This window comes from Synechococcus sp. PROS-U-1 (assembly GCF_014279755.1).
Taxonomy (GTDB): domain Bacteria; phylum Cyanobacteriota; class Cyanobacteriia; order PCC-6307; family Cyanobiaceae; genus Parasynechococcus.
Window position 1 is genome coordinate 759171 of sequence record NZ_CP047951.1, and the last position, 16944, is coordinate 776114.

Annotated in this window: 18 protein-coding genes; 8 read left to right on the forward strand and 10 right to left on the reverse strand. The window is 63.3% G+C overall.

Going from position 1 to position 16944, the window contains the following annotated elements:
• Positions 1 to 11: 11 nt before the first annotated feature.
• Complete coding sequence (locus SynPROSU1_RS04015; protein ID WP_186571602.1) at positions 12 to 1490, forward strand: deoxyribodipyrimidine photo-lyase; 1479 nt, start codon at positions 12 to 14, stop codon at positions 1488 to 1490.
• Here SynPROSU1_RS04015 and SynPROSU1_RS04020 read toward each other — a convergent pair.
• From SynPROSU1_RS04020 to pyrH, 3 genes are read right to left on the reverse strand one after another with little or no spacing between them, the layout of a single operon-like run.
• Positions 1487 to 2632: an NAD(P)/FAD-dependent oxidoreductase gene (locus SynPROSU1_RS04020; protein ID WP_186571603.1), complete on the reverse strand. Its 1146-nt coding sequence runs from the start codon at positions 2630 to 2632 to the stop codon at positions 1487 to 1489. The two genes, SynPROSU1_RS04015 and SynPROSU1_RS04020, sit on opposite strands and share 4 nt — an antisense overlap.
• The gene (frr, locus tag SynPROSU1_RS04025; RefSeq protein ID WP_186571604.1) at positions 2629 to 3177 is read right to left on the reverse strand and encodes a ribosome recycling factor; all 549 of its coding nucleotides are present in this window, start codon (positions 3175 to 3177) and stop codon (positions 2629 to 2631) included. Before frr ends, SynPROSU1_RS04020 begins: the two co-directional genes overlap by 4 nt.
• Before the next feature lie 39 nt (positions 3178 to 3216).
• Positions 3217 to 3930 (reverse strand): UMP kinase, encoded by a 714-nt coding sequence (pyrH, locus tag SynPROSU1_RS04030; RefSeq protein ID WP_186571605.1) that lies wholly within the window; start codon positions 3928 to 3930, stop codon positions 3217 to 3219.
• 83 nt (positions 3931 to 4013) lie between these two features.
• Here pyrH and SynPROSU1_RS04035 point away from each other — a divergent pair, with 83 nt between their 5' ends.
• Positions 4014 to 4208 carry a hypothetical protein gene (locus tag SynPROSU1_RS04035; RefSeq protein WP_186571606.1) on the forward strand — a complete coding sequence of 65 codons (195 nt, stop codon included), beginning with the start codon at positions 4014 to 4016 and terminating at the stop codon, positions 4206 to 4208.
• A gap of 19 nt (positions 4209 to 4227) precedes the next feature.
• On the opposite strand, the gene cobO is transcribed toward SynPROSU1_RS04035, so the two are convergent.
• From cobO to SynPROSU1_RS04050, 3 genes are read right to left on the reverse strand one after another with little or no spacing between them, the layout of a single operon-like run.
• Positions 4228 to 4893 (reverse strand): cob(I)yrinic acid a,c-diamide adenosyltransferase, encoded by a 666-nt coding sequence (gene cobO, locus SynPROSU1_RS04040; RefSeq protein ID WP_186571607.1) that lies wholly within the window; start codon positions 4891 to 4893, stop codon positions 4228 to 4230.
• Positions 4894 to 4907: 14 nt separating this feature from the next.
• The gene (locus SynPROSU1_RS04045) at positions 4908 to 5537 is read right to left on the reverse strand and encodes a class I SAM-dependent methyltransferase (protein ID WP_186572225.1); all 630 of its coding nucleotides are present in this window, start codon (positions 5535 to 5537) and stop codon (positions 4908 to 4910) included.
• 37 nt (positions 5538 to 5574) lie between these two features.
• Positions 5575 to 6729, reverse strand: a complete 1155-nt coding sequence (locus tag SynPROSU1_RS04050; RefSeq protein ID WP_186572226.1) for a site-specific integrase — start codon at positions 6727 to 6729, stop codon at positions 5575 to 5577.
• A 72-nt stretch (positions 6730 to 6801) separates the two neighbouring features.
• Here SynPROSU1_RS04050 and hemH point away from each other — a divergent pair, with 72 nt between their 5' ends.
• Genes hemH through SynPROSU1_RS04080 form a run of 6 tightly spaced genes read left to right on the forward strand, consistent with a single transcriptional unit; the run spans position 6802 to position 13293 of the window.
• The gene (gene hemH / locus SynPROSU1_RS04055) at positions 6802 to 7977 is read left to right on the forward strand and encodes a ferrochelatase (RefSeq protein ID WP_186571608.1); all 1176 of its coding nucleotides are present in this window, start codon (positions 6802 to 6804) and stop codon (positions 7975 to 7977) included.
• Positions 7978 to 8033: 56 nt separating this feature from the next.
• Entirely contained in the window at positions 8034 to 9821 is a 1788-nt protein-coding gene (gene ilvB / locus SynPROSU1_RS04060; protein WP_186571609.1) for a biosynthetic-type acetolactate synthase large subunit, read from the forward strand.
• The gene (locus SynPROSU1_RS04065; RefSeq protein ID WP_186571610.1) at positions 9818 to 10165 is read left to right on the forward strand and encodes a nuclease; all 348 of its coding nucleotides are present in this window, start codon (positions 9818 to 9820) and stop codon (positions 10163 to 10165) included. The genes ilvB and SynPROSU1_RS04065 overlap by 4 nt, the downstream gene beginning before the upstream one ends.
• Positions 10158 to 10382 carry a GIVxVP protein gene (locus SynPROSU1_RS04070; RefSeq protein WP_186571611.1) on the forward strand — a complete coding sequence of 75 codons (225 nt, stop codon included), beginning with the start codon at positions 10158 to 10160 and terminating at the stop codon, positions 10380 to 10382. Before SynPROSU1_RS04065 ends, SynPROSU1_RS04070 begins: the two co-directional genes overlap by 8 nt.
• Before the next feature lie 33 nt (positions 10383 to 10415).
• Positions 10416 to 11603: an amino acid ABC transporter substrate-binding protein gene (locus SynPROSU1_RS04075; RefSeq protein ID WP_255444780.1), complete on the forward strand. Its 1188-nt coding sequence runs from the start codon at positions 10416 to 10418 to the stop codon at positions 11601 to 11603.
• 22 nt (positions 11604 to 11625) lie between these two features.
• On the forward strand, positions 11626 to 13293 hold the full coding sequence (locus SynPROSU1_RS04080) for an NAD(P)/FAD-dependent oxidoreductase (protein WP_186571613.1): 1668 nt from the start codon (positions 11626 to 11628) through the stop codon (positions 13291 to 13293).
• A 19-nt stretch (positions 13294 to 13312) separates the two neighbouring features.
• On the opposite strand, the gene SynPROSU1_RS04085 is transcribed toward SynPROSU1_RS04080, so the two are convergent.
• From SynPROSU1_RS04085 to SynPROSU1_RS04100, 4 genes are all read right to left on the reverse strand, one after another.
• Complete coding sequence (locus SynPROSU1_RS04085; protein WP_255444781.1) at positions 13313 to 13897, reverse strand: hypothetical protein; 585 nt, start codon at positions 13895 to 13897, stop codon at positions 13313 to 13315.
• A gap of 93 nt (positions 13898 to 13990) precedes the next feature.
• Entirely contained in the window at positions 13991 to 14779 is a 789-nt protein-coding gene (gene pgeF, locus SynPROSU1_RS04090; RefSeq protein ID WP_186571615.1) for a peptidoglycan editing factor PgeF, read from the reverse strand.
• An 11-nt stretch (positions 14780 to 14790) separates the two neighbouring features.
• Positions 14791 to 15675 carry a Tab2 family RNA-binding protein gene (locus SynPROSU1_RS04095; protein WP_186571616.1) on the reverse strand — a complete coding sequence of 295 codons (885 nt, stop codon included), beginning with the start codon at positions 15673 to 15675 and terminating at the stop codon, positions 14791 to 14793.
• The gene (locus SynPROSU1_RS04100; RefSeq protein ID WP_186572227.1) at positions 15672 to 16919 is read right to left on the reverse strand and encodes a S1 RNA-binding domain-containing protein; all 1248 of its coding nucleotides are present in this window, start codon (positions 16917 to 16919) and stop codon (positions 15672 to 15674) included. Before SynPROSU1_RS04100 ends, SynPROSU1_RS04095 begins: the two co-directional genes overlap by 4 nt.
• Positions 16920 to 16944: the final 25 nt, after the last annotated feature.

Consider the following 16944-nt stretch of genomic DNA (forward strand, 5'->3'; position numbering starts at 1 on the left):
GATGGCAGTGAATGGCAGCGCTGCAGATCATCTGGTTCAAGCGTGATCTGCGCATCGTTGATCACAGGCCCTTGCTGGTTGCTGCGGAGCGGGGTCCGGTGCTGCCGCTTTACGTGGTGGAGCCGGAGTTATGGCAACAGCCCGATGCCTCCGAGCGGCAGTGGCTCTTCTGCCGGGAGTCGCTCGTGGAGTTGCGCCAAGCGTTAGTGGATTTGGGCCAACCGCTGGTTGTCCGCAGTGGCGATGTGGTGCAGGTGCTGGAGCGGGCCCGGCGCCAGTTCGGTATCGATGGGCTGTGGAGCCATGAGGAAACCGGCAACGGCTGGACGTATCAGCGCGACAAGCGCGTGGGGGCCTGGGCGCGAGCGAATGGCATTCAGTGGAGTGAAATCCCGCAGTTCGGCGTGACGCGCCGGATGCGCAGCCGCAATGGCTGGGCCAAGCGCTGGGAGGCGCAGATGGCGGAGACCATCACGCCGCCCCCCGCTGGACTGCCCGCTCTGGTCGGTATTGATCCCGGCGTGATCCCCGAGCGCCCCTGTTCAGACCTGCTTTCGGATCGGTGCCCGCAGCGCCAGACCGGTGGGCGTTCGATTGGCCTGGGGGAATTGCGCGATTTTCTGCAGCACCGAGCGCCGCGCTATCAACGGGCGATGTCGAGCCCCAACACGGCGTTCACGGGTTGTTCTCGCCTGTCGACGTATCTCACCTGGGGTTGTCTCTCGATGCGGGAGGTGTTGCAGACCAGCCGCAGCCATAGCGGTCGCGGCGTCAGCAGTTTCGAATCACGGCTGCATTGGCACTGCCATTTCATTCAGAAGCTGGAGGATCAGCCGGCGATTGAATTCATTGATTTCCATCCGTTCATGCGGGGCATTCGCGAGGCGGACGCCGAGCGTTTGACGGCCTGGAGGGAAGGCCGCACCGGTGTTCCTTTTGTCGATGCCTGCATGCGCGCTTTACAGGCCCATGGCTGGATCAACTTCCGCATGCGGGCGATGTTGATGTCGTTCGCCAGCTACAACCTCTGGCTTCCCTGGCGGGACAGTGGCCTGCATCTGGCGCGCCAGTTTGTGGATTACGAGCCCGGCATCCACTGGAGTCAGTGTCAGATGCAGTCGGGCAGCACCTCGATCAACACGATCCGGATCTACAACCCGATCAAGCAGGGCATGGACCACGACCCTCAGGGGCTGTTCATCCGGCAGTGGTGCCCGGAACTGAAGGACGTGCCCACGATTCACATCCATGAGCCCTGGATGCTTGGGGGCGGCAGGCCGGCTCCGATTGTTGATGTGACTGAATCGATGCAGCAGGCCAAAGACCGGATCTGGGAGATTCGTCGATCGGCCGGTTTTGAGCGCCATGCCGATGCGATTCAGCGCAAGCATGGCTCCCGCAAGGCCGGCTTAAAACCGGTGACCACCCGACGACGGCGCAGATCTCAGCAGCCCGACAACGGCAGTCAGCAGCTCAGCCTGGAGTTTTAGTTGCGCTGCAGCAGCAGTCGTTTGATCACCCGCTGGGCGATGTCGCCGTAGCCCATCTCGCCAGACAAGATCTGGGCGATGCGCCGTGGTGCTGTCGGTCGTTTGATCCCCAGCTGATACCCCACACGAGGGAAGCGATAAAACACCTGCGAAATGCGCCGCCCCCAGGCCATCGATTCGCCCCAGCGCCCTCGCATGGCGCGGCTGTAGCCCCGTAGGTCGTTGCTCTCCCCTTTGAGCCATTGGCTGAGATGCCGTGCGGCTTCGCAACCACTCATCAGGGCGGGCCGAAGCCCTTCGGCCAGAAATGGGTCACAGAGCGAGGCCGCATCGCCCACCACCACAATGCCGTTGCCATCCAGACGGTGATGGCCGTTCCACACCCGCAGTTGGCCGCGTTGACGGATGCCTGCATCGGCGGCAAACCCCAGATCCGGCAGCAGCTGCGCCAACACCTGCTCTGGGTCGGCGTCCTGCTTGCCGATGAAGCTGCCCACGCCGATGTTCACGCCACCGGCAATTGGGAAGGCCCAGGCAAAGCCCTGCTTCACCAGGCCGAATTCAAAGCGGGTGGTGCCATCGGTCAGGTTGCCCTGGCCCTCCAGTCGCACCGACATGGTGGTGGCCATCTGGGGCTGTTTTGCGCCAAGACCAAGCCGTTGCGGCCACGGTGATCCCGAACCATCGGCGATCACCACGGCCCGAGCGTTCCAACGGCGACCATCGGTTGCCGTTACCTGCCAGAGGTCTCCGTTGCGGAGGATGCCGTCGACATTGACCCCCTCGAGGCGTTCTGCGCCAGCTTGCTTGGCCTGATCCGCGAGCAGCTGATCGAGTCTTTCCCTACGGACGATCCAGAACGGTGCATCGCCCGGCAGGTCGGCCACCACCGGATCCTCCAGGCACCAGCTGAAATCCACCCGGCGGATCACCTGCTCCACAGCCGGCTCCAGCGAAAAAGGGAACCACTGCTGCACGGAAGCGGCCATGCCACCGCCGCAGGGTTTGATCCTTGGCTCGGCGTCGCGTTCCAGCACCAGCACGTCGTGGCCGGCTAGCGCCAGATGAACCGCCGCGGCACCACCGGCGGCCCCGGACCCGACGATCAGCACATCGCGGGTCGCTTCAACTCCGCTGCTCACACCTTGAGGATGTCGGCTTCCTTGGTGGCCAGGTGCTTCTCAAGTTCGCTGATGAACTTGTCGAGCGTTTTCTGAACGCTGTCTTGTTCATCGCGGCTCTGATCTTCCGAGAAGTCGCCCTCTTTTTCCTGCTTTTTGATCTTGTCGATCGCGTCGCGGCGCAGGTTGCGCAGGGCCACCTTGCCCTCTTCTGCGTACTTCGACGCCAGCTTGCAGAACTCTTTGCGGCGCTCCTCGGTGAGGGGCGGCACGTTGATCCGGATGATTTTGCCGTCGTTGTTGGGGGTGAAGCCCAGCTCGCTCATGGCGATTGCCTTTTCGATCGAAGCGAGAGCACTGATGTCGAAGGGTTGAATTTGGATCGTTTGCGAATCCGGGGTCGACAGGGTGGCCAGCGATTTCAGCGGTGTTTCGGCGCCGTAGTACTCGACGCTGATCCGATCCAGAAGGGAGGAATTGGCCCGACCGGTGCGAATGGTGTTGAAGTTGCGCTGGGTGGCCTCCACCGACTTGCGCATGCTGGCTTCGAGGTCCTGGGTCGACATGGTTGCTGAGGGAGGAGGCGTGCGGGCTTGGCTGCGTTGTCAGGCAGGGTCGCCGATGCGGGATCCGATCGGTTCGCCGGCCACGGCTTTGCCGATGTTGCCAGGTTCAAACAGGTTGAAAACAACAATTGGGATGTTGTTGTCTTTGCAGAGGGCGATGGCGGTGCTGTCCATGACGCCCAATTCACCACTCAGCACATCCTGATAGCTGAGATGAGGATGCTTGACGGCATCGGCGTGCTTGGCCGGATCCTTGTCGTAGACCCCATCCACCTTGGTGGCCTTGAACACCACGTCGGCATTGATCTCAGCCGCCCGGAGGGCGGCGGTGGTGTCGGTGGTGAAGAAGGGATTGCCGCAACCGGCCCCGAACACCACCACCCGGTTTTTCTCCAGATGCCGGATGGCTTTGCGGCGGATGTAGGGCTCCGCCACTTCCTGCATGGCGATAGCGGTTTGCACCCGTGTGGGCACGCCGGCCCTCTCGAGCCCGTCCTGGAGGGTGATGGCATTCATCACTGTGGCCAGCATGCCGACGTAGTCGGCTGTGGCCCGTTCCATGCCTGCTGCAGAGCCCTTCAGGCCGCGGAAAATGTTGCCGCCGCCCACAACGATGGCCAGTTGCGTGCCACTGGCCACAACTTTGGCCACATCGGAGGCAATCGACTGAACAATGGCGGGATCGATGCCGTAGCCCTGAGATCCCATCAGAGCTTCGCCGCTGAGCTTCAGCAGGACGCGTGTGTAGGTCATCAACGGTCCAGATCCGTTTGACAGTAGCAAGCACTGGCACAGGGCTCTGTTCGCCGCTTGGATGGGGAAACCGCGGCTGTTTGATGCCTGAGACCGATGCCAGCCAAAGCGGTGTGATGGCCCGTCTCACCCTCTCGGCATTGGAGCGGGCCAGCCAAGACCCGGACTGCTGGCGTGAACCCGTGGTCCATCGCGCTCTGCTGGTGAGTGGACTCTCGGTGCTCACGGCGGCCACCCGTCAGCTCCAGGACGATCTCGAGGCCTCTGAAGCGGCTTGAAGCAGTCGTCATCAACGTTTTAAAACTCGATGCCGGCCTGGGCCTTCACCCCCTGCTCACGGAAAGGGTGGTGCACCAGGGTCATCTCCGTCACCAGATCAGCTCGCTCCATCAGGGCTGCAGGGGCGCCACGGCCTGTGACCGCCACGTGGGTGAGTTCCGGTCGTTCGTTCAATCCGGCAATCACGGTGCCGGCTTCGATGTAACCCAGCTTCAGGGCCACATTCAGCTCATCGAGTAGCACCAGCTTCACGCTGGCATCGCGGAGGTAGCCCAGGGCGGTCTGCCAGGCCGCCTCCACCAGCTGTTGATCCCGCTCGCGATCCTGGGTTTCCCAGGTGAAGCCCTCCCCAAGGGCATGCCAGCTCACCTGGTCGCCGAAGGCCTTGAGCGCCCGTGCTTCGCCGGGTTCCCAGCCCCCTTTGATGAATTGCACAATCGCCACCCGTTCGCCATGACCGAGGGTGCGCAACACCAGCCCCAGACCGGCGGTGGTTTTGCCCTTGCCCTGGCCGGTGAACACCAGAACAAGGCCCTTCTCCTTGTTGCGTTCATCCACCCGTTGCTTCTGCACCTGCTGCCGCCGCTCCATCCGTTTGCGGTAACCGGCGTCATCTGCTTCGGGGGCGAGCTTGCCGCCCATGCCCAGCTCCGCGGCGGATTGATCGAGATCGTTGCTGCTCATTGCGGTTCGCTTGATTAGGGGCGCTTGGCGGTGATGCGCTGCAGGGCCCGTCCCGCCAGCAGCTCCTGGGTCACACCGCTGAACCCGAGCTGCTCCAATTGGGCGGGGAGGTCGTCCTCCAGCATGGCGGTGGCCGTGTCGGTTTCAAACAGGGCGCAGAAGAGTTGTTGGGGGAGCTGCAGCCAGGGGCCGGCAGGGTGCAAATCCACCAGCACCAACCAGCCGCCGGGTTCCAGCAGCCTTAGGGCACTGCGCAGCACCCGCTCCCTGTCGCTGCGGGGGAATTCGTGCAGAGCCACGCTCATCTGGATGGCGCTGAAGCTGGCGTCGGCCAGCGGTGGATCTTCCGCCAGACCCTCCACCAGCTGCAGGGCGGGGTGCCGCTTGGCGGCGAGATCCAGGGCGCGGGGGGCGACATCCAAACCGGTCACGCTGTATCCCGCTACCAGCCAGGGGGCTGCTGCCTCGCCGCTGCCGCAACAGAGATCCAGCACCGCGGCCCCCGGCTTGAGATGGGGCTTCAACACCTCAAGCCCAAGGCCCCGCAGGCGTTCCACCCCTCCCACACTCAGCGATGACACCGCTGTGACCGTGTCGTAGATCCAGCGGTAGCGGTAGGCCAGTGGCCTCAGAAACGACGTCATCGTCAGGTGGTTGCAGAGGAAGACAGGCCGGTTGAAGTCAGGCCGGTTGACGGGCCAGGGCTGCATCCACCGCCTGCTGCTGGTCACGTCGGGTGATCCAGTGGTGATAAGTGCGGGTGTGGATCGCCACCGAGTGGCCCATCATCCTGGCGGCAACGGTGTCCGGCAGGCCGACATGGATGGTGCGCACGGCCCAGGCATGGCGCAGGTCATAGGGGGTGATCGGCAGCTCATAGCGGCGAAACTGTTCACTCACCCGCCGTCCCACCTGCTGCAGGGTGGTCCGACGCAGATCGGTTTGGATCGCTGGTAGGGCGGCCGGGTTCTCTGCCAGCTCCTGCAGGCCGAAGCGCTGGACCCAGTCGGGATGGAACGGCCAACTCTGGTGTTCACCGGTTTTGGTGGTGGGCAGCACCCGCAACACCTGATCGCCCCCCGCTGCCAAGGAGGCGCAATCGCAGAAGAAGACTTCGTGGTTGCGCAGGCCGTAGGTGGCCATCAGGGCAAAAGCCAGGCGCCACTGAGGATTGGGAATGCGGCCAGCGGCGTCGAGGATCTGCGGGTCGGTGGGCAGTTGGCGGAAGCGGGCCCGGTGCAGGCCATAGCCGCCGGCCTCCTGGCGCCAGTCGTCCGGCAAGGGCAGCTCCAGGTGCCGGGCCAGGGCCGCCAGGGCTGTGGCGCACTGCTGGCGGCTGCGGCTGCCGTCCTCGTAGCTGGTGAGCGTCTGCATCAGCAGCGGCGGCTCCAGGGGCTGATCACCGTTTTGTTGGGCCAGGCGCCGCAGGTAGGGCAGATAGGCACTCGTCCAGGTGGTGCGGCTGCTCGCCAGGGAACGGCGGCGACGCGGGTCGGTAAAAAATGCCGTTTCGAAGCTCTCGAGGGCGGCCTTGATACCGATGGAGCGCCCCTTGGCTTTGGATGGCGCATCAGGCGCTGACCAGAGCACCCAATCAAAACTGCGCTGCTCCAGTTGCAGCTGCACCAGGGAAGCGGTGCTCAGCGCTTGACTGATTCCGGTGGGATCTGCCATCAGCCCGAGGCTGATCCGTTGCAAGCCGCTGCGGCCTGGATCACCGCGTAGGGGAAGCGGCCCGCGCAGGTTCAGCCGTCGACCCCGCTGTTCGATGCGCAGGCGTGATCCCTGTGCCGCCAACTGGGAATTGGCGGTGTTCAGCGCACTTTTGAGCTCCATAAATGTGTCGTCGACGCCAAGGATCGCGTCCATGGCAGCTACGCTCAACCCCCGAAAACCGTTCTGCTCGGTATGTCTCGCGTCGGTGTCGTCCTGCTGAACTTGGGTGGCCCGGAGCGGATCCAAGACGTTGGCCCATTTCTCTACAACCTGTTTGCCGATCCGGAGATCATCCGGCTCCCCAGCCCGGCTCTCCAGAAGCCGCTGGCCTGGCTGATCAGCACCTTGCGCAGTGGCAAGTCGCAGGAGGCCTATCGCTCGATCGGCGGCGGATCACCGCTGCGACGGATTACTGAGCAGCAGGCCCGTGAACTGCAGAGCCTGCTGCGCCAGCGCGGCATCGATGCCACTAGCTATGTCGCCATGCGCTACTGGCACCCCTTCACCGAATCCGCGGTGGCGGACATCAAGGCCGACGGCATGGATGAGGTGGTGGTGCTCCCCCTCTACCCCCATTTCTCGATCAGCACCAGCGGCTCCAGCTTCCGTGAGCTGCAGCGCCTGCGTCAGTCAGATCCATCGTTTGAAAAGCTGCCGATCCGCTGCATTCGCAGTTGGTTCGACCACCCGGGATATGTGAAGGCGATGGCCGAGCTGATTGCTCAAGAGGTGCGCAACAGCGACGATCCCAGCAAGGCTCACGTGTTCTTCAGTGCCCATGGGGTGCCCAAGAGCTATGTGGAGGAAGCGGGCGATCCCTATCAGAAGGAAATTGAATCCTGCACGGATTTGATCATGAAGGAACTGGCCGTTCAGATGGGCCACGAGAACCCCTTCACCCTGGCTTACCAAAGCCGTGTCGGCCCGGTGGAGTGGCTCAAGCCTTACACCGAGGAGGCCCTCGAGGAGCTGGGACAGGCCAAAACCAATGATCTGGTGGTGGTGCCGATCAGCTTCGTCAGCGAGCACATCGAGACGCTCGAGGAAATCGACATTGAATACCGGGAGCTGGCCACCGAGGCCGGGGTGGTGAATTTCCGCCGGGTGCGGGCTCTTGACACCTATACGCCCTTCATTGAAGGTCTTGCTGATCTGGTGACCAGCAGCCTGCAGGGCCCTGAGGTGAGTCTCGATGCGGCGGCCGAACTGCCTACCAAGGTGAAGCTCTACCCCCAGGAGAAGTGGGAATGGGGCTGGAACAACAGTTCTGAAGTCTGGAATGGCCGTCTGGCCATGGTTGGTTTTTCGGCTTTTCTGCTCGAGTTGATCAGTGGTCAAGGGCCGCTTCATGCCCTCGGATTGCTCTGATCAAGCCAGGGGCGCTTCCGGCCCTTAATCTTGAGGGTCATTGACCTGTCGCACCTGTGACTCTCACCTCCGCGTCTTCGGCCGTCACCGGGAAGCAGGCAGGTAACGGTGGGGAGAGAATCTCAGGGGCCACAGCCCTGATGGATGCCCTGCGACGCCATGGCGTCGACACGATCTTCGGCTACCCCGGCGGGGCGATTCTTCCCATCTACGACGCTCTCCACATCGCCGAGAGCGAGGGGTGGGTGAAGCACATCCTGGTGCGACATGAGCAGGCCGGCACCCACGCTGCCGATGCCTATGCCCGCGCCACAGGCAAGGTGGGAGTTTGCTTTGGCACATCAGGGCCCGGTGCCACCAACCTGGTCACCGGCATTGCCACCGCCCAGATGGATTCGGTGCCGATGGTGGTGATCACCGGTCAGGTCCCTCGCCCGGCGATCGGCACCGATGCCTTTCAAGAGACCGACATCTTCGGCATCACCCTGCCGATCGTGAAGCATTCCTGGGTGGTGCGGGATCCAGCGGATCTTGCGTCCATCGTTGCCCAGGCTTTTTTGATCGCGGCCAGTGGGCGTCCGGGCCCTGTGCTGATCGACATCCCGAAGGATGTCGGCCAGGAGATGTTCGACTATGTGCCGGTCGAGCCCGGGTCGATCGTTCCTCAAGGCTTCCGCAAGCCCCAGCCGCCCCGGGATGAGCCGATCCTGTCGGCGCTTGAACTGATTGCCGAGGCGGAGTGTCCCCTGCTCTACGTGGGTGGTGGAGCGATTTCTGCCAGCGCCCATGACAGCCTCCGCGTGATCGCTGAGCGCTTCCAGATCCCCGTGACCAGCACCTTGATGGGGAAGGGTGCCTTCGATGAAAACGATCCCTTGTCGGTGGGCATGCTCGGCATGCACGGAACGGCCTATGCCAACTTCGCCGTTACCGAATGCGATCTGCTGATTGCCGTCGGCGCTCGCTTTGACGATCGGGTCACCGGCAAGCTCGACACCTTTGCCCCCCGGGCACGGGTGGTCCATTTTGAGATTGATCCGGCCGAAATTGGCAAGACGCGTCGCCCTGACGTTGCGGTGCTGGGTGATCTGGGCCTGAGTGTGGCGCGTTTGGTGGAGCTGAGCCTGCAACGCGAGGTGCAACCACGCACCGCTCCTTGGCTGAAGCGCATCGCCGAGTGGAAACAGACCTACCCCCTCACCGTTCCTCCCTCAGAGGGCGCCTTGTACCCCCAGGAGGTTCTGCTGGCCGTTCGCGATCTGGCACCGAACGCGATCGTCACCACCGATGTGGGGCAGCATCAGATGTGGGCCGCTCAGTACCTGCGCAATGGTCCTCGCGGCTGGATCAGCAGCGCTGGTCTTGGCACCATGGGCTACGGCATGCCCGCTGCGATGGGCGCTCAGGTGGCCTGCCCCGACCGTCAGGTGGTGTGCATTGCCGGTGATGCCAGCATCCTGATGAACATTCAGGAACTGGGAACCCTGGCGGCCTACAACCTCCCGGTGAAGGTGGTGATCGTCAACAACCATTGGCAGGGAATGGTGCGCCAGTGGCAGGAGAGCTTCTACGAGGAGCGCTACTCCGCTTCCGACATGCTCAATGGCATGCCGGACTTCGTGGCTCTCGCTCGCTCCTTCGGTGTTGACGGCGTGCATATCCGCGAGCGGCAGTCGCTGCGCGGGGATCTGGAGGCGGCGCTAAACGCCCCCGGCCCGATGCTCATTGATGTGCACGTTCGCCGTGGTGAAAACTGCTACCCGATGGTGCCCCCCGGCAAAAGCAATGCTGAAATGGTGGGCCTTCCGGCTCCCATGCCGAGTCTCAACACCACGACCCCTTGATTCGTTTCGTCTTAACCGGTTTGCTGTTGCTGCTTTGTGCGGCACCGGTTCAGGCTGCTGAGGTGCTTCAGGTGCGCAACAGTTCCCTGCTTCAGGTGGGTGATCGCAACCGCACCTACACCGTTGTGCTGGCCTGCGCCGCAGTTGATGCGAGCCGGGAAGCCGAGGCGACGGCATGGCTTCGTCAGGAGCTGCCCCGCCGGCGCAGGGTCAATCTTCGCCCGATCGGCTCCAGCGAGGGCCAGCTGAAGGCTCGGGTGACGCCCATCGGCGCGGAGCGTGACCTCAGCACCGGCTTGATTGCCGCTGGTTTGGCCAGCGACAGCTGTGGCGCCAATGGCTGATAACCGAGTCGCCCGGGGCATTGTGTTGGTGCCTTGCCTGCTTCTTGGGGGTGCCTTCCTGGCAACGGCCGCCTGGGGGCAGGGTGCTGCTGCTGAAAATCGCACGCTCGCCATCGGGATTGGTGCTGGCTTGCTCTTGGCCGGTTGGTTGTCCCAATTGGGTGGCGCGTCTGAGGGCTCTGTGACAAAACCAGACGAGTCCGACTCCAATCCCTAACTTGCGTGGATCGGGTTGCTTCCCTCCGATCCCATGTCGAAGCCTGAGTGGCGCCGCTGGCCTTGGCTGTCGTGGTGTGTGGTCGCAGCAACGCTGATTGGCTGCCAATCCATCGTGGCCAGTGGTCTCAATCGCCCGCGTTTGGCGGTGCTGCTGCCGATGGGGCACCGCGATGCGCACGTGCGGCAAGACTTCCTCCAGGGCTTTCGTCTCGGTCAGTCTTCGGTTGAGGCCTGCGGTGAGTCCTTCCCGCTGGTGGCGTGGCATGGGCTCAACTCCGGCGAGGAACCTGATGCGCAGTTGATGCCCTCCCGCGAGCTCAAGCTGCTGGTGGCTCCCCCCTCTGCGGACCTGCGGGCCTTTGCCGCTTTGGCGGTTGAGCGTGACCTCACTGTGTTGTTGCCCTTTCAGCGCGGCCAGTCCTTGGACACCTTGCGTGGTCTCGAAGGCCGTTCACGGCTCTGGCCAATCGTTCCCTCGCACCAGGAGGATCTCAAGGCGATGGTGGCCGCGGCGATGAAAGCCGGTTGGGGACGAGCCATGGTGGTTGAAGACCCTGCCGCCCTGGAATCCACCAGCTCCAACGCTTTCGTTGAGCTGTTTCAGGCTGCGGGCGGCATTGTTGAAAGCTATGAAGCGGAGCCAGTGCAGCGGGTTGACCCCAGCAACGGACGGCGTCTTCAGCGGTTTAAGGACGACATGTCCTGGTCGTGGACGCCCACTGTTGTGGTGGCCGATGCTCCGGATGGACCTTTGTCCCAACAGCTGCGAGCGGAGCAGCAGCAGGGCCGCTTTGGTGGTGGTGCACCGCGAACACCCAACTGGATCTGGCTGAGTGAGGCTGAAGGGCTGCAGGATGCTCCCGAGGTTCCGTGGCAACAGCTCGGCCTCCAGCATCCAGCCCGTGGTGAGGCCTGGCCGGACTTCCAGGAAACCTTCCAGCAGCACACCGGCTCGGCTCCATCGCTGCTCGCCGGTGCCGGCTTCGACACGGCGCGGCTGCTGGCCCTAGCGGATGCAGCACCGTTGCCCCTGTCTGCTGATGGCACCAACGACGCCATGGGTTGGCTGGATCCGGATCAGGAGGTCGTCCAGATTTGCGAGGCCTTCGATCGGCGTCGACGCGGAGAGCCTTTACTCCTGGAAGCTGCGGCCAGTGATTCCCGCTTCCGTGCCGGCCAGGCCCCGTCCGGTCAGGCCATTGCCGGTCTGATCGAATGAGGTCTGGGGATCCAACCTCGAGATGCTGCGCCTGAGTGAGTTGAAACTGCCCCTCGATCACGGGGAGGAGGCACTGCAGGAGGCGGTTCTCAAGCGCCTGCGGATACCGCCAGACCGTCTTTTGAGCCACACCTTGGTCAAGCGCAGTGTCGATGCGCGTCGCCGCGACAGGATTCAGTTGATCTACAGCGTGGATGTGCAGGTCAAGGGTGAGGCGGCCTTGCTGCAGCGCATCGGCAACAAAGGTCGGGTGCGTCCCGCACCGGACACCCGCTACCGGCCGGTCGGTCGTGCTCCGGATGGCTTCCCATTGGAGACGGTCGAGCGGCCGGTGGTGGTGGGAGCGGGCCCCTGCGGCTATTTCGCGGCCTTGCTGTTGGCGCAGATGGGCTTCCGGCCGCTGTTGCTGGAACGGGGCGAGTCGGTGAAGCAGCGCACCCTGCAGACCTTCGGCTTCTGGCGGGGCACCAGCCCCTTCAACCCGGAATCCAACGCCCAATTCGGTGAGGGGGGGGCCGGCACCTTCTCGGACGGCAAGCTGTACAGCCAGGTGAGCGATCCTGAGCACTACGGCCGCAAGGTGCTGGAGGAGCTGGTGGCCTGTGGCGCCAGCGAAGAGATCTTGACGCTGCATCGACCCCACATCGGCACCTTCAAACTCGCCACCGTGGTGCGCGGCCTTCGGGCGCGGATTGAAGCGCTGGGGGGTGAGGTGCGGTTCAACAGTCGTGTGGAGCGCCTGCAGCTCAGTGCCAGCACCGGTGAAAAGCCCCATCAACTCGAGGGGGTGGTGCTGGCTGACGGTGCGGAGATCCCTTGCCGCCATCTGGTGCTGGCCCCGGGGCATTCGGCGCGGGACTGCTTTGAAATGCTGGAGGAGGTTGGTGTGCAGCTGCAGCGCAAGCCGTTTTCGGTGGGTGTGCGGATTGAGCATCCGCAGCATCTGATCGATGCAGCCCGGTGGGGGGAGGCGGCCGGCCATCCGCGTCTCGGGGCGGCCGAGTACAAGCTGGTGCACCATGCCGAGAACGGACGCTGCGTCTACAGCTTCTGCATGTGTCCCGGTGGATTTGTCGTGGGTGCCACCTCGGAAGAGGGCCGGGTCGTGACCAACGGCATGAGTCAGCATTCTCGTAATGAGCGAAACGCCAACAGCGGCTTGGTCGTGGCCCTGGATGCAGACGACCTTGCCCCGTTTGAACGTTTTCCCGGGGACCCGTTGGCGGGAATAGCCCTGCAACGGGATCTCGAGCAGCGTGCCTTCCAGCTTGGGGGCAGCACCTATGCCGCTCCAGCGCAGCGGCTGGAGGATTTTCTCCTCGCCCGTTCGTCAACCCGCCTTGGCGCCATCGCAGCGTCGTATCAACCGGGCGTGCATCCTGCCGATCTGACCGATCTTCTTCCCGCTCCGATCGTTGAGGCGTTGCGCGAGGCGTTGCCGGCTTTTGCCCGCAAGCTGAGGGGCTACGACCACCCCGATGCTGTGCTCACCGGCGTCGAAACCCGCACGTCATCGCCCGTTCGCATACCCAGGGATGACGCACTGGAATCCCTCAATGTGAGGGGTCTGGTGCCGGCGGGGGAGGGGGCGGGCTACGCCGGCGGCATCCTTTCGGCTGGAATCGATGGCATTCGGGCCGCTGAAGCCTTAGTCCTCCAAATCCTGGGGACTGTCCCTCAGTCCCCTTGACCCTCACCCGACTCGGCGATCAATACCCTGCAAAGGGTGTGGAGGAGTGATGCACCACGATGCGTAGAGCCCCCTCGTCATCACGCACGTAGCCGAAGGTCTTATCGACCTTGCTGGTGGTGCCATCGGCTGCTTCCAGATGAACCCAGCCCATGGCATTGGCGGTGTTCCCAAAACTCTGAATCACGAAAATTTCAGGCTCACATTTCACCCAGGGGCTCCGCTTGGCCCCGGGGGTACCAATGGCAAAGCCGGAGTCGCCGAAGGCCGGATCGTCCCCGACGAAATACGACACAGCACCACTGCGGGTGTCGCGGAAGGTGACGTCACCTTTGGCCCAGGTCGGCTTGAAGGCCACGGGACCGAACTGATAGCCGTAGGCCGCATCAATGACTTCGCCTGCCAGGGGTTTGGATTTGGCCAGACCGCCCTTTTTATGGGTTTTGCTGATGGTGATAAGGGCCTCGCACCAGGCGTCCTGGGCGGCCTTCACCTCGCTCACCTTGATGGTTTCCGACATCACGGCCGGCTTGGCATCAGCGGCAACTCCACAAACAAACAGAGGAGCGACGGATGCCGCACTCGCCAAACCCAGGCGAAGCATCGATTGGAACATCGTGAAAGGTCAAATGCCTTCTCAAACTGGCCTGCAGCTCAAGGCTCGTCAGCCTTTGCCATCAAACCGTGATTTGAAGGTTCAGGTTGGGGCTTGCGCCACGATTCCACTCCACTGCACGGCTTTCACCTGATCGCGTCGCCATGAATGGAACAGCTCGGGTTCACTGACGGTGCAAAGCGGGCAGTGGGAGATTCGTTCGCCGGCGATTCCCGCCTGTTGGAGTTGCAACCGGGCAGCGGCACGGATGTCCAGACGATGCCGCCCCGGTTGCTCATCCGTTGAGACGGCTCCGCGTTCCGACAGGTCAACATCGCCTGGGATGGCGGCGGCGATGGCCTGCACCACCTCATCGCCCACCTGGTAACGCGGCCCGCTCACGGCAGGCCCCAGGGCAATGACCAGATCCTCCCGCCGGGCACCCTGCTCCACCAGGCGATCCAGGGCTGTGATCAGGATTCCAGCGGCCACGCCTCGCCAGCCGGCATGGCAGGCCGCCGCATGCCCGGTGCCTGGATCCGCGATCAGCACCGGCGTGCAGTCGGCGCCGCACACCCAGAGGCTTTGCCCTCCGCGATCACTCACAAGGCCGTCGCCTTTAGGCCAGGGATCCTGACGGGCATCACTGGCGTTCAGCACGATTCCACTGTGCACCTGCTGGGGACGATGGACACTGATGCCGGCGCTGATGTAGCCAGCTAATTCATCGGGTCCGCGGCCATGCCACAGCCGGGTGAAGAACCCATGCTCGAAGCCTTGTTCGTGTAGCAGATCGCTCTGGAGGTAATACCCCCCATAGCAACCGACCCAGGTCCAGCCCTTCAACGTGTTGAAGCTGCTGTCTGGTCGATCAAATGGCCCGTCTTTCATCAGCCCTGCAATCAGGCCATCGGGATGTCCCGCAGCATCCAGAAGCCGCCAAAGGTCTGCTCCTCTGGGCTGGCCTGGATGGCGATGAATTGCAGACCGCGCACCTGCTGTTGTGAGGTCGTCAGTGCTTCTGCGATTTCAGCGGCAACCCCAGGTTCCAGGTCACTCACCAGCCAGCGGTCGTCCTGACCGGCTTCCAACACCAGTTGCCGGTCTTCAACGGTCATTCGTACTGGTTCGAGACCGCCCAACCAGCCCGCCATAGCGAGGGAGCGGCTCTGGCTGAACAGTCGTAAACCCGGGACGGAAGCATCGGGATCGATGCCATCGGGCACCGGCAGAAGCCCGCTGAAACTCATCGGCCATTCCGCTGCCTCCAGCAACAGGCTTGCCGGCAAGGCAGCCCAGCTCCAGGCATCCCCTTGAACCTCCTCCGGGAGCGGCACCGGCGGCGTTGGGACAGGGGCCGGAGCAGGGGCGAGGGGGCCGGCCATGAAGCCCTCCTCTTGCGGGTACACCTCCCGTTCGCGTTGTTGCAGCCAATCGAGCAAGGCAAACGTGCGGCGACTTGGAATCACCTCGAGGTCTTGTTCTGCCGCGGCACGCTGCACCATGGTGCGCATGGAACTGCGCCAGCAGCGCAGGCGTAGGGGGGATCCCCAGCCTCCGCTGGCGGACATCTCCTTGGCTTCCGCCATGGCTTGGCTCAGCCACAGTGAATTCACCTCGCCGGAGGGACACACCTTGGCGAAGCGAAAGGGTGGTGCGTCGCTGCTCGCCGGCGGCGTGGAGGTGATCAGCAGTTCCCAGCGCTTGCGGCCATCGGCCTCCAGGATCGGTCGGGAGTAGAAGTCGAGTTCCCAGTCTTCAGAGGCTGTCAGGGCAGCAGTGCTCATCCGGCGGATTGCTCCTGCTGCTTCAGCATGTTTTGTGCCCGGCTGGCACGATCGGCGGCTTCAGCCATCACTTTGTCTTTTTCAATCAAGAGCTCGCCGGGGGGGCCTTCGAGAAGGGCTGTGTTGAGGCCAATGCGTCCGCGTCCCGGGTCCAGTTCCGTGATCAGGGCGGACACCCGGTCGCCCTGATCAAACACCTCACGGATCGAGCGCAGGCTGCCGTTGGTGATCGCTGATTGGTGCAGCAGTCCGCTGATGCCACCGAGGTCGATGAACAGGCCGTAGGGCTTCACAGCAGCAACTTGGCCTTCCACCAATTGACCCACTTCCAGATCTTGAAAGCGTTCAGCGACGGCGGCACGTTTTTCAGACATCACCAGCTTGCGGGTTTCGGAATTGACCTCGATGAAGGCCACGCCCAGGGTCTTGCCCACCAGCTCCTGGTGATTCTCACCGTTTTGTAGTTGAGAGCGGGGAATGAAGCCCCGAAGCCCTTCGAGATCGCAGGTGACACCACCGCGGTTGAAGCCATTCACGATGACCTGAACCACTTTTCCCTGCTTCTCCATGTCCTTCACCCGGTCCCAGCTCTTGCGCAACTCCAGGGCGCGGCAGCTGATCGTGACCATTCCATCAGCGTTCTGCTCACGGGTCACCAGAACTTCAACTTCCAGGCCCTTGGGGAAGCGCTCGCGGAAGTTGGTGATGACGCCGAGGCCCGCCTCGCTCTTGGGCATGTAGCCCGGAGCCTTGCCGCCGATATCCACATACACGCCATCGTTTTCGATGCCGATCACGTTGCCCTTGATCACTTCCCCGGTCGTGCCGACTGGTGCGTTCTCGTCGAGGGCGGCGAGGAACGCTTCTTCGTCGAAATCGAAATCGTCAACGCTGCGCGGTTGATTGCGCTGCTCTTTCTTGGGCTTGCTATCCGGCGCACCCATCAGGTCAGCCATGGTCATGCCTTCCATGCCGCCCATGTCGAAACGGGCGTCGTCGTCCGTGCTTCGAGAGGTGGCTGACTCCTGTTGCACCGGCCGTGGCGGTGTGGCGAGACCGGCACGTTCCTCAAGGATGCGTGCTTTTTCCGCCGCTGCTTCAGCCGCCGCGCGAGCTTCTGCAGCCTCCAGCTCAAGCTTTTCCTGCTCTTCGCGGCGATTGATCTGCATCACCTGCAGCGGTTTGGTCGCTGCCGGCTTGGGTGCCTTCGGGCGGTTGGGCTGCGGGCTGCCGGCTGCGGGCATGGACCATCGGGGTCGTCGATCGCCC